This is a genomic window from Roseibium sp. ROS1 (assembly GCF_054658215.1).
Genome location: NZ_BAAGIG010000002.1, coordinates 34,871 through 47,520, shown reverse-complemented (window position 1 = coordinate 47,520; position 12,650 = coordinate 34,871). Strand labels below are relative to the sequence as shown.

The 12,650-nt window shown below is 60.5% G+C and carries 10 protein-coding genes; 7 read left to right on the top strand and 3 right to left on the bottom strand.

Going from position 1 to position 12,650, the window contains the following annotated elements; translation table 11 throughout:
• Positions 1-80 precede the first annotated feature (80 nt).
• The 7 genes from ACYQ6M_RS08435 to ACYQ6M_RS08405 all read left to right on the top strand — a co-directional run bounded on the left by ACYQ6M_RS08435 (position 81) and on the right by ACYQ6M_RS08405 (position 8,296).
• Positions 81-1,136, top strand: a complete 1,056-nt coding sequence (locus tag ACYQ6M_RS08435; protein ID WP_022999994.1) for a sugar phosphate isomerase/epimerase family protein — start codon at positions 81-83, stop codon at positions 1,134-1,136.
• Between the two features lie 249 nt (positions 1,137-1,385).
• Positions 1,386-2,546 (top strand): Gfo/Idh/MocA family protein, encoded by a 1,161-nt coding sequence (locus ACYQ6M_RS08430; RefSeq protein ID WP_460073264.1) that lies wholly within the window; start codon positions 1,386-1,388, stop codon positions 2,544-2,546.
• Between the two features lie 459 nt (positions 2,547-3,005).
• Positions 3,006-3,959, top strand: a complete 954-nt coding sequence (gene ytfQ, locus ACYQ6M_RS08425) for a galactofuranose ABC transporter, galactofuranose-binding protein YtfQ (RefSeq protein WP_460073262.1) — start codon at positions 3,006-3,008, stop codon at positions 3,957-3,959.
• Between the two features lie 77 nt (positions 3,960-4,036).
• The gene (locus ACYQ6M_RS08420; RefSeq protein WP_460073260.1) at positions 4,037-5,551 is read left to right on the top strand and encodes a sugar ABC transporter ATP-binding protein; all 1,515 of its coding nucleotides are present in this window, start codon (positions 4,037-4,039) and stop codon (positions 5,549-5,551) included.
• Positions 5,551-6,591: an ABC transporter permease gene (locus ACYQ6M_RS08415; RefSeq protein ID WP_055658468.1), complete on the top strand. Its 1,041-nt coding sequence runs from the start codon at positions 5,551-5,553 to the stop codon at positions 6,589-6,591. The genes ACYQ6M_RS08420 and ACYQ6M_RS08415 overlap by 1 nt, the downstream gene beginning before the upstream one ends.
• On the top strand, positions 6,591-7,580 hold the full coding sequence (gene yjfF, locus ACYQ6M_RS08410; RefSeq protein WP_460074616.1) for a galactofuranose ABC transporter, permease protein YjfF: 990 nt from the start codon (positions 6,591-6,593) through the stop codon (positions 7,578-7,580). Before ACYQ6M_RS08415 ends, yjfF begins: the two co-directional genes overlap by 1 nt.
• A complete protein-coding gene (locus ACYQ6M_RS08405) occupies positions 7,526-8,296 on the top strand; it encodes a FadR/GntR family transcriptional regulator (protein WP_208984467.1) in 771 nt (256 codons plus the stop codon). Before yjfF ends, ACYQ6M_RS08405 begins: the two co-directional genes overlap by 55 nt.
• 152 nt (positions 8,297-8,448) lie before the next feature.
• Here ACYQ6M_RS08405 and ACYQ6M_RS08400 read toward each other — a convergent pair whose 3' ends face one another.
• The 3 genes from ACYQ6M_RS08400 to araD are packed head-to-tail and all read right to left on the bottom strand — an operon-like array spanning position 8,449 to position 12,650.
• Positions 8,449-9,957 carry an aldehyde dehydrogenase (NADP(+)) gene (locus tag ACYQ6M_RS08400; protein WP_460073257.1) on the bottom strand — a complete coding sequence of 503 codons (1,509 nt, stop codon included), beginning with the start codon at positions 9,955-9,957 and terminating at the stop codon, positions 8,449-8,451.
• Between the two features lie 27 nt (positions 9,958-9,984).
• Positions 9,985-10,908 (bottom strand): Gfo/Idh/MocA family protein, encoded by a 924-nt coding sequence (locus tag ACYQ6M_RS08395; RefSeq protein ID WP_055658462.1) that lies wholly within the window; start codon positions 10,906-10,908, stop codon positions 9,985-9,987.
• Complete coding sequence (gene araD / locus ACYQ6M_RS08390; protein ID WP_460073255.1) at positions 10,908-12,650, bottom strand: L-arabinonate dehydratase; 1,743 nt, start codon at positions 12,648-12,650, stop codon at positions 10,908-10,910. Before araD ends, ACYQ6M_RS08395 begins: the two co-directional genes overlap by 1 nt.

The following is a 12,650-nucleotide window of genomic DNA, read 5'->3' as shown; positions in this document are numbered from 1 at the left end:
CGTAGCAGGCCGGGGTCTTTCGCGATGGGACCCCGGCCCTTTCCACCTCACCTCACCTTCCCCGATTTCTGGAGAATGTCATGAAAACCATAAAGGGTCCGGCGTTGTTTCTCGCCCAGTTTGCGGGGGACGAAGCGCCGTTCAATTCCTGGGCGTCGATCACGAAATGGGCCGCGGATTGCGGCTATCTTGGCGTTCAGGTACCCAGTTGGGACAGCAGGCTGATCGACCTTGAAAAGGCAGCCAGTTCCAAGACCTATTGCGACGAATTCATTGGAACAGCGCGCGAGAACGGTGTCGAGATCACCGAGCTTTCAACCCACTTGCAGGGTCAGCTCGTCGCCGTGCACCCGGCCTATGACACGGCTTTCGACGGCTTTGCCGCACCGCATGTCCATGGCAATCCTGCCGCCCGTCAGGCCTGGGCGGTCGACCAGGTCAAACTGGCCCTGGCCGCAAGCCGCAATCTCGGCATTTCAGCCCACGCCACCTTTTCCGGCGCGCTTGCCTGGCCCTATGTCTATCCGTGGCCGCAGCGTCCTGCCGGACTGATCGAAACCGCATTTGACGAACTTGCCAGACGCTGGCGTCCGATCCTCGACTATGCCGAGGAAATGGGGGTTGATGTCTGTTACGAAATTCACCCGGGTGAGGATCTGCATGACGGCATCACCTTCGAGATGTTCCTGGAGCGCGTCAACGGTCACGACCGCTGCAAGATGCTCTACGATCCGTCCCACTATGTGCTGCAGTGCCTGGATTATCTGGACAATATCGACATCTACAAGGACCGGATCGGCATGTTCCACGTCAAGGATGCCGAGTTCAACCCGACCGGACGTCAGGGTGTTTATGGCGGCTACCAGTCGTGGGTCGACCGCGCCGGACGCTTCCGCTCCCTTGGCGATGGTCAGGTCGATTTCGGAGCCGTCTTTTCCAAGATGGCCGCGAATGATTTCGATGGCTGGGCCGTGGTTGAGTGGGAATGCTGCCTGAAGCACCCTGAAGACGGGGCCCGGGAAGGCGCGGACTTCGTGAAGGCTCACATCATCCGCGTGACCGAAAAGGCCTTTGACGATTTCGCCGACGGCGGCAGTGACGAGGCAGCCAACCGGAAAATGCTCGGGATCAACTAGAGTTTTGACTTCGACGAGGCAACAATTGGACGGGTCGGCGACGACGCTCGCCACCTCTCACTCTCGTCATGAGGAGGACCGCCCGGTCCGTTTCGAAGGGTGGGCTGCAATCTTGAAAACAAGCGGCCCCTCCCTCGAAAAAGCGCATCCGCGCTTCCTCAGCATGGGGTTTCTATGTATGTAAACAACGCGTGTAATCGATTACAGCGCGCGGCACGATAGAACAGAAACAGTTTCAGGAGGAGCGATATGGCCATCGAAGGAAAAAACACCGTGCAGACGCGCCCGATCCGGCTCGGCATGGTCGGCGGCGGCAAGGATGCCTTTATCGGCGCCGTTCACCGAATTGCCGCGCGCATCGACGGCGCCTACGACCTGGTGGCAGGCGCCCTGTCTTCCACCCCGGAGAAAGCGCTTGAGTCTGGCCGCGCGCTCGGCCTCAAGGAAGATCGCATCTATGGCTCTTTCGAGGAAATGGCCAAGCGCGAAGCCCGGCTGAAAGACGGCATAGAAGCCGTTGCCATCGTGACGCCGAACCACATGCACTATCCCGCGGCGAAGGAATTCCTGAAACGCGGGATCCATGTCATCTGCGACAAGCCTCTGACTTCAACCCTGGCCGATGCCAAGAAATTCGTGAAGGCTGCGGAAAGCTCCAATGCCCTCTTCTTCCTGACGCACAACTACACCGGCTATCCAATGGTTCGGCAGGCACGCGAGATGGTGGCCAGTGGCGACCTCGGCACGATCCGCGTCGTTCAGGTGGAGTATCCCCAGGACTGGCTGACGGTGGAACAGCACAACAAGCAGGCTGATTGGCGTACCGACCCGGCACGCACGGGCCTTGGCGGCTCCACGGGCGATATCGGCACTCATGCCTATAATCTTGCCTGCTTCATCACAGGCCAGTCGGCGGAAAGCCTTGCAGCCGACCTGCAGTCCTTCGTTCCGGGCCGTCAGGTGGATGACAACGGCCACGTGATGCTGCGCTACGCCAGCGGCGCGCGCGGCATGCTGTGGTGTTCGCAGGTAGCACCGGGCAACGAGAACAATCTCAAGATCCGGATCTATGGCGACAAGGCCGGGCTCGAGTGGCACCAGGAAGACCCGAACTATCTCCACTACACGCCTTTCGGAAAGCCGAAGCAGCTGCTGACACGGGGTGGTGCCGGCATGCTCGACAGCATCGCCTCGGCCACACGTGTGCCGCCAGGACATCCGGAAGGCTATCTGGAAGGCTTCGCCAACCTCTACAAGGACGCTGCCGACGCCATCCGTGCCCACCAGTCCGGCAAGGACGCCAGCTCTCTGGTTCCGGGAATCACGGACGGACTTGCCGGCGTGCGCTTTGTAGACGCCTGCGTCCGCTCTTCGGCGAAAAACGCTGCCTGGGTGAAGCTGGACGGATAGTCTTGCCTATCGTCGCACCTCACGAAGCCCGGGCTCTGCTGCCCGGGCTTTTGTCGTTTTCAGGGTACTCTCCCTCGGGAAAGCAGGGCCACAGAACAACATCCTTGCCGCTCTCGGCAATTGCACACGGTGGTGTGTACTGTACCCTGGATCTTGACTTGGAGCGGGAGGACCAAGGGCGAGCCACATACCTTCCTCGTCGCCCCATGGCTCGACCGTGGTTTCCATGCCCATTCCTGACCTCTGTCACGCCTCCCGGAAATGGCCCCGCATCGGCGTGGATTGCCGGATCAGGTCCGGGAACGACGAAGGAAAGAGGCAATCCAGATCGTCATTTTTTCATTATTACAGATACTTACCTATCCTGTTCGCACCGCACAACGCTACTCGCTTTACAAAAGTAATAAAGTATTACTTAATGATTTTTGTGAGGAGAATATACCTTGTGGAGGAGACCCTATGAAACTCAAGGCAATGCTTATTGCCGGGGCAATGTCGTTTGTCCCGATGACCGCCATGGCTGCCGATCTGACCATCGGTTTTTCGCAGATCGGATCTGAATCCGGTTGGCGTGCAGCTGAAACAACTGTCACCAAGCAGGAAGCTGAAAAGCGCGGCATTGATCTGAAATTCGCCGATGCCCAGCAGAAGCAGGAAAACCAGATCAAGGCGATCCGGTCCTTCATCGCACAGGGTGTCGATGCGATCCTGCTCGCTCCTGTGGTTGCCACCGGTTGGGACGAAGTCCTGGAAGAAGCCAAGGATGCCGAGATCCCGGTCGTGCTGCTTGACCGGACTGTCGACGCACCGGAAGATCTGTACATGACCGCCGTCACGTCGGACCTGGTTCATGAAGGCAGTGTCGCCGGCCAGTGGCTGGTTGATGAAACTGCCGGCGAGAAGTGCGACATCGTCGAACTTCAGGGAACGACCGGTTCCAGCCCCGCCATCGACCGCAAGAAGGGCTTCGAGCAGGCGATTTCCGGCCATGACAATCTGAACATTGTCCGTAGTCAGACTGGCGACTTCACCCGCAGCCAGGGCAAGGTCGTCATGGAAAGCTTCCTGAAGGCCGTTGGCGGCGCCAACATCTGTGCCCTTTATGCCCACAACGACGACATGGCCGTCGGCGCCATCCAGGCGATCAAGGAGGCAGGGCTGAAGCCCGGCGAGGACATCAAGATCGTCTCGATCGACAGTGTTCCGGACATCCACCTGGCGATGGCAAGCGGCGAAGCCAATGCCACGATCGAACTGACCCCGAACATGGCAGGCCCGGCGCTGGACGCGCTTGAAGCCTACCTTGCGGATGGCACGATGCCGCCGAAGTGGATCCAGACCGAGTCCAAACTCTACACGCTCAAAGATGATAACATGGCCATCTACGAGATGAAGAAAGACCTGGGATACTAAGAACGATCCCGATGCCGGGCGGCCTGCCGCCCGGCATCTCAAGGTTCAGGAAGTCCGACTTCGGGGGAAGCCGATACATGGCGAGCGTAACCGACCCTGTGCTCGAATGCCGGGGCATATCCAAATTCTTTCCGGGGGCCATAGCACTGGATGCAGTGGACCTGACCCTTTATCCGGGTGAAGTGCATGCGCTGCTCGGCGAAAACGGGGCCGGAAAATCCACCCTGATCAAATGCCTGACCGGTGCCTATCGGCGCGATGCCGGCACCATCCTCCTGAACAGTCAGGAAATCTCGCCCAACAGCACTCAGGACAGCCAGAAACTGGGTATCGGCACCGTCTACCAGGAAGTGAACCTGCTGCCGAACCTGACTGTTGCGGAGAACCTTTTTCTCGGCCGCCAGCCGATGTGGCACGGGTTCATTTCCCAGCGCAAGATGATGAAGATGGCGCGGGATCTGCTTGCCGAATTCGGCCTTTCCGTCAATCCGGCCGAGCCGCTGTCGGCCTATTCCGTCGCGGTACAACAGGTGGTCGCGATTGCCCGTGCCGTCGAGCTTTCCGGCAAGGTTCTGATCCTTGACGAACCGACAGCCAGCCTCGACCGGGATGAGGTCGACCTTGTTTTTTCCGTCATTGAAAAACTGAAGGCGCGTGGTCTTGCCATTGTCTTCATCACGCATTTCCTTGACCAGGTGTTCGAGATCTCCGACCGGGCAACGGTCCTGAGAAACGGCCGTGTGGTTGGCACCCGTCTGCTTGCAGATGCAACCCAGACCGAGATCGTGACGCTGATGCTCGGCCGGCAGCTGGAAGATCGCATCCACGACCGCGCCCCTTCCGCAACCGGTGACACATTGATAGAGCTGACGAACTTCGGCAAACGCGGCATGATCACGCCGTTTGACCTGACCGTGCGCAAGGGCGAAGTCGTCGGCCTTGCCGGGCTTCTAGGGTCCGGACGTACGGAAACTGCCGAAATCATCTTTGGCGCCGTGCAGGCTGACCAGGGCGAAGCGCTGCTGGAAGGCAAGAAAGTCGCCATCAAGAACCCGCGTGAGGCCGTCGCGCACCGGTTTGCGCTCTGTCCGGAAGACCGGAAGAGCGACGGTATCGTCGGCGATCTTTCCGTGCGGGAGAATATCATTCTGGCTCTGCAGGCCCGACAGGGCTGGTTCCGGCCACTACCGAAAGCAAAGGTCAATGAACTGGCGGAAGCCTATGTGAAGGCCCTCGACATTCGCCTCGCCAGCCTGGACATGCCGATCCGCCTGCTTTCTGGCGGCAATCAGCAGAAGGCACTGCTGGCAAGATGGCTGGCGACCAATCCGGCCTTCCTCATCCTGGATGAACCGACACGCGGCATTGATGTCGGCGCCCACGCGGAAATCATCGCCCTTATCGAGAAACTGCGCGAAGACGGCATGGCGCTTCTTGTGGCCTCGTCCGAGCTGGAAGAACTCGTCGCCTACTCCACCCGGGTGATCGTGCTGCGTGACCGGCGTCAGGTATGCGAACTTGCCGGTGACGACATCACGACTTCCAACATTGTCGCGGCCATTGCCGACGAACCCATGGCGGAGGCCGTTTGATGACCGCACATGTTCACAACACCCTCCGGCGGATCACCCCGCAGCTGATCATCCTGGCTGCCGTTCTGATGTTGAACTTCATGGTATTCCCGGATTTCTTCCGGATAGAATTCCAGAACGGGCGCCTCTTCGGCAATCTGATTGACGTGCTCAATCGTGGCGCGCCGACCGCCCTTCTGTGCATCGGCATGACACTGGTCATCGCGACCAGAGGCATCGATCTGTCGGTTGGCGCCGTCATGGCAATTGCTGGTGCGGTTGCCGCTTCCCTTGCCGTGGATGGACATGGCTGGCACGTCGCCCTTACCGGTGCGCTTGCCGTCGGTGCGATCTGCGGCCTGTGGAACGGCGTGCTGGTTGCTGTCCTGCGCATTCAACCGATCGTCGCAACGCTTGTGCTGATGGTCGCCGGCCGGGGTATTGCCCAGCTGGTGACGGAAGGAACAATCCTGACCTTCCTGGATCCTGGCCTCATCCACCTTGGCGCCGGCACGATCCTGGGCATTCCGACCCCGATCCTGATCTGGATCGGGCTCGGGCTCGCGGTTGCGGCAGTGGTCCGCAAGACAGCGCTTGGCATGCTGATCGAGGCAATCGGCATCAACGAGAGTTCTTCGCGCCTTGCGGGCATCAACAGCCGTGTTCTGATCATCTCGGTCTATCTGATTTCCGGTGTCTGCGCGGCCCTGGCCGGCGTTATCGTCGCGGCGGATATCAAGGGGGCAGATGCCAACAATGCCGGTCTCTGGCTCGAACTTGATGCAATCCTTGCGGTGGTCATTGGTGGTAACTCGCTGCTTGGCGGGCGTTTCTCGATCATGGCGTCGCTGCTCGGAGCCCTGATCATCCAGTCGGTCAATTCGGTGATCCTGCTGTCGGGCATGCCACCTGAATTCAATCTGGTCATCAAGGCACTGATCATCATCGCGATCCTGGTCATCCAGTCTCCGACCGTGAAACACGCGCTTTACATCTTGCGGGCTTCCGCGGAGCCCCAGCCGTCCGACCCCATCAAGGAAGCGAAAGAAAGCCCGCAATGATCCGCTCCACTCATCTGCCGCTTCTGATCACCATCGCGACTTTCGTGCTGGCCTATACGCTGTGCGCGTCGCAATACCCGGCGATGCTTTCGACACGGGTCGTCGCGAACCTTCTGACAGACAACGCCTTTCTTGGAATAGCCGCCGTCGGCATGACCTTCGTGATCCTTTCGGGGGGCATCGATCTTTCGGTCGGCTCGGTGATCGCCTTTACCGGCGTCTTTCTGGCTGTGATCCTGAGGGATACCTCGATCCATCCGCTGGTCGCCTTTGTCCTGGTACTGGCGATCACCATTTCCTTCGGTGCGGCGATGGGGGCGATGATCCATTATCTGGAGATGCCGCCCTTCATCGTCACGCTGGCAGGCATGTTCCTGGCCCGCGGCGCGGCCTATGTACTGTCGACCCACAGCGTACCGATCACCCATGAGTTCTACGACACACTGCAGTCGCTTTACTGGAAGGCTCCGGGCGGCGGACGTTTCCGGCTCACCGGCATGATCATGCTGCTGACCTTCCTCGTCGGCATCATCGTCGCCCACCGCACCCGCTTCGGCCAGAATGTCTATGCACTTGGCGGCGGGCTGTCGACGGCCCGGCTGATGGGCGTGCCCCTGGCAAGGACCACCATCGGCATATACGCCACGTCAGGCGGCCTTGCCGGACTTGCCGGGATCATCTTCTCTCTCTACACGTCCGCCGGCTATTCACTGGCGACGGTCGGGGTCGAACTCGACGCCATCGCGGCAGTGGTGATCGGCGGCACATTGCTTACCGGCGGCACTGGTTTTGTCGCAGGCACATTCTTTGGCATTTTGATCATGGGGTTGATACAAACCTTTATCGTGTTCGACGGAACGCTTTCGAGCTGGTGGACAAAGATCGTGATCGGCGGTTTGCTCTTCGGCTTCATCTTGCTTCAGAAGGGACTCACTTGGGCAACGACACTGCGCAGAAAACCAGCGACAGAGTTCGCCGCGCAATCATGACCTTCGTCGCCACCGGCGGGTTGGGAAGTCAGATCGGAAACCATACCGATCAGGTTGTCGAGCAACTGGGAAGAGCCATCGTTGCAGGTGAGTATCCGCCGGAAACGATGATCCCCCTGGACCCGGACATTTCGGAAATGTTCGACGTCTCGCGCACGGTGGTGCGGGAAGCGAAGAAGACGCTGATCGCAAAAGGCCTGATCCAGTCGAAAGCCAAGGTTGGAACCCATGTCCGGCCCGCATCCGAATGGAACATGTTCGATCCGGACGTCCTGCGCTGGCACGCCGCGCTCAACAACCAGCGCCCGTTTCTGGAAGACCTGTTCGAGATCCGCCTGATCTTCGAACCGGCGGCGGCAGGCAGCGCCGCCAAGCGCGCAACCGATGCGGAATGCGTGACCCTGTCCAAACTCTGCGACAACCTTGCCACCGGCAAGGACAGGGCCGCCGTGGCCGTGGCCGATCTGGAGTTTCACAAGATGATCCTGAAGCTCTCCGGCAATCGCTTCCTGCAGTCACTTGGAGATCTCGTTCAGGCCGCTCTCTACTCCCTCTTCATTGCCGAGGCCAACGAGCGCAACGACCAGGAAACCTACGAGTTCGTCGAGCGTCACCGCGCCATTGTCACGGCCATCAAGGCCGGAGACGCGAAAGCCGCTCATGACGCCATGGTCGCCGTCATCCTGGCCGGCCGGAAGATCGAACTGAATATCTGAGGCTTCAAACTTGAAAAAACGCCTCATCCTGAGGAGCGCACTTGTGCGCGTCTCGAAGGATGGGCCACTTGTTCAGAGCAAGGTGCCCATCCTTCGAGACGGACCTGAAGGTCCTCCTCAGGATGAGGTCGTCATTTGATCGCCCACCCGGCTCAGCTGGCCGGCAGCAGGTCGTCCGGCAGGTTCTGGTAGCAGACCGGGCGCAGGAAGCGCCGGATCGCCATCGTGCCGACGGAGGTGGCGCCGAAGTTGGTCGATGCCGGGTAAGGCCCGCCGTGAACCATGCTGTCGGCAACTTCCACACCGGTCGGGAAGCCGTTGGCAAGCACGCGGCCTGCCTTGCGCTCCAAAACCGGCATCAGCTTGCGGGCAAGGTCCTTGTCGCCTGCATCCATCTGCAACGTGCAGGTGAGCTGGCCTTCCAGGCCCTTGGCGATTTCCAGAAGCTGTGCTTCATCCTTCACGCGGACCACGATGCCGAGCGGGCCGAAGACTTCCTCGCCCAGTTCCTCGTTGGCCAGCCAGTTGTCGCCGGTTGTCTCGAAGACGTAAGGTGCGGCTTCACGGGTCTCGCAGGACGTGCCGATCAATTCGCGGACACCGCTGGAAGCGGCAACCCGCTTGGAACCGGACCGGTAGGCGGCCGCGATTCCGTCTGTCAGCATGGTCTGCTTGCCAATGCCGCCGAGGGCTTCTGTTGCTGTCGCAACGAAGGCGTCCGCATCCGGACCTTCCAGCACCAGGATAACGCCGGGGTTGGTGCAGAACTGGCCAGCACCCATTGTCAGCGATCCGGCCCAGCCCTTTGCAATTGCCTCGCCGCGAGCGGAGAGCGCCGCCGGCAGCAGGAACATCGGGTTGACCGAACCAAGCTCACCAAAGAACGGGATCGGCACCGGGCGCTGTGCGCACATGTCGAACAAGGCACGGCCGCCACGCAGGGAGCCAGTGAAACCGACGGCGGTGATCAGCGGGTGCTGAACAAGCGTCTGGCCGACCTCGAAACCATTGCCCTGGATGAAGGAGAAGACCCCCGGATGCAGGCCGCAGGACTTGATGGCTGCGGCGATCGCCTCGGCGACGATCTCACCGGTGCCCGGATGGGCCGGGTGGCCACGGACGACCACGGGGCAGCCCGCAGCCAGAGCCGATGCCGTATCACCGCCGGCGGTCGAGAATGCCAGCGGGAAGTTGGAAGCACCGAAGACCGCGACCGGCCCGATCGGGCGCTGGACCAGCTTCAGGTCCGGGCGCGGCAGAGGCTGACGGTCCGGCAGGGCTTCGTCGTGACGCTTGTCGAGATAATCGCCTTTCAGAATATGCGAGGCAAACAGGCGCAACTGGCCGGTGGTGCGACCACGCTCGCCCTGAAGACGCGCTTCCGGCAAACCGGTTTCGGAAGTGCCGATCTCGGTGATGGCGTCCGCACGGGCTTCAATCTCGTCTGCAATCGCATTGAGGAATTTCGCCCGCTCTTCACTGCTGGAATAGCCATAGCTCCAGAAGGCTTCTTCCGCTGCGCGGCAGGCCGCGTCCACCTGGTCGGCGGTACCGACGGAGAAAGCGTGAGACGCACCATGCGCCGGTTCGGAGGTAAATGTTGCATCGCCAGCAACCCATTGCCCTGCAACAAGCTGCTTTCCGTGAGGCATAAAAGTCATGTCAAACCTTCTGGTTTTGAAGATGGATCAGAATTCGAACGGATCAGTGATGACGCGCCGCCCAAGAGAAAAGGCGTCGCACACATGGATCATCGGCGAGAGATCGACGTCGCTCGTGCCCGATTTCACCAGATCCGCCATACGGACGTAGAGGTTGGCATATTCATGGTTCGCCCCCTGTATAACGGGCTCACCGTCGATTTCCAGCTTCTCACCGCCAAGTGACAGCTTTGCGGCGCCCCGGTCGGTTTCAACGTCGATGTCCCATGTCTGGGGCCCTTCCTGACGCCAGTCGAAATCGGCGGACATTTCCGCGCCAACCGGATCTGCGAAGGTCAGCCCGGCGGCAATTGGCGTTGCCCGGTTCTCCGGAAACTCCAGAGTCGCACCGGTGAGGTGAACCGGATAAGGAAGAACCTCGGTCAGGATCGAGAGCGCATTGATACCTGGATCGAAGACCCCCATGCCACCCGGCTCCCAGATCCATTCCTGGCCTGGATGCCAACGGCGAACGTCTTCCTTCCAGGTGATCTTGAGCCGTTTCAACGTGCGTTCGGCAAGGAATGCCTTCAGCGCCGGTACGCTATCTGCATAGCGGGAGTGCCAGGTGGCGAACAACGTCACCCCGTGTTCCCTTGCAAGTGCCTCCAGCGCATAGCATTCGGCAAGGCTCTGACCCGGCGGCTTTTCCAGCATCACATGCTTGCCGGCCTTCAAGGCCTTGGCCGCATACTCGAACCGAGGTTGCGGTGGAATGGCGAGCGAGACCGTGGTGATGTCCGGCCGCTTTTCCAGAAGCTCGTCGATCGTCTGGAAATGATCGATCCCGTCAACGCCGGCGTGACGGCTGACCGCCGCCTCCAGCTGCCAGTCCGGATTACCGGCGATTGCCGGAATGTGCTGATCGCGGGCAATCTTGCCGATGCCCACCAGCGCCAGTTTTTCTGCCATCAATGTGAATCCTTCGGCACGGCGGAACCGCGGCAGCCTTTCAGGAAGTCGAAATCGGCGCCGGTGTCGGCACCTTGGACGTGGTCATGGAACAGGCGGGCGTAGCCGCTGTCCGGAACATGGTGCGACGGCTTCCATGCTGCAAGCCGTGCGGACAATTCCTGTTCGGAAATGTCGAGATGGATTGTCCGGTTCGCAACATCCAGTTCGATCATGTCGCCGTCTTTCACCACAGCCAGCGGTCCACCGGCAGCCGCCTCCGGAGAGGTGTGCAGGACAACGGTGCCATAAGCCGTGCCGGACATGCGTGCATCCGAAATGCGGACCATGTCGGTAATGCCTTTCTTCAGCACCTTGGGCGGCAAGCCCATGTTGCCGACTTCCGACATGCCCGGGTACCCCTTGGGGCCGCAATTCTTCAGCACCATGACGCAGGTCTCGTCGATGTCGAGGGCATCGTCGTTGATCTTGGCCTTGTAGTCGTCGATATCCTCAAAGACCACTGCCCTGCCCTTGTGCTGCATCAGATGCGGCGACGCGGCAGACGGTTTCAGGACAGCGCCATTGGGTGCAAGGTTGCCCTTCAGAACCGCGATACCACCCTGGCTGGTCAGCGCCTTTTCCGCCGGCAGGATGACATCCTCGTTCCAGTTCTTCACATCCTTGACCTGGTCCCACATGGTCTCGCCGGAAACGGTGATGGCGTCCTTGTTGAGCATGCCCGCCTCGCCTAGGCGCTTGATCACCACCGGCAGCCCCCCCGCATAGAAGAACTCTTCCATCAGGTATTTGCCGGACGGCATCAGGTTGACGATGGTCGGAATATCCCGGCCTGCCTTGTCCCAATCATCGAGCGATAGGTCTATGCCGACACGGCCGGCGATGGCCAGCAGATGGATGACCGCATTCGTCGACCCGCCGATGGCACCATTGGTGCGGATGGCGTTCTCGAACGCTTCGCGGGTCAGGATGTCGGACGGTTTCAGATCGTCCTTCACCATCTGCACGATCCGCCGGCCGGAGAGATGCGCGATCACCCGACGTCGACTGTCGACAGCCGGGATCGCCGCATTGCCGGACAGCGCAATGCCGAGCGCCTCTGCCATAGAGGCCATGGTGGATGCCGTGCCCATGGTGTTGCAGCTGCCTGGGGACCGGCTCATGGCGGCCTCGGCTTCCAGAAACTCCTCCTGGGTCATTTCCCCAGCCTTCACCGCCTCGGAGAATTTCCAGAGGTGCGTGCCGGATCCGACCCGTTCGCCCTGGAACCAGCCATTCAGCATCGGGCCGCCGGTGACGACAATTGCCGGAATATCGACGGAAGCTGCGCCCATCAGCAGAGAGGGCGTGGTCTTGTCGCAACCAACCAGCAAGACCACACCATCCAGCGGCGTGCCCCGGATCGCTTCTTCCACATCCATGCTGGCAAGGTTGCGGAACATCATCGCCGTTGGACGCAGCGTGCTCTCGCCGGTCGAGAACACGGGGAACTCTACCGGAAAGCCGCCAGCCTCGTAGATCCCGTGTTTTACGCGCTCCGCCAGATCGCGCAGATGCGCGTTGCAGGGCGTGAGCTGGGACCAGGTGTTGCAGATGCCAATAACCGGGCGACCATCGAAGAGGTCGTCCGGCAGACCCTGGTTCTTCATCCAGCTGCGGTGATAGATGTGGTCACGGCTGGTGCCGCCGAACCATTCGGTCGACCGCAGTTTGCGCGGCCATTTCGCCGGTTTGAATGCCAT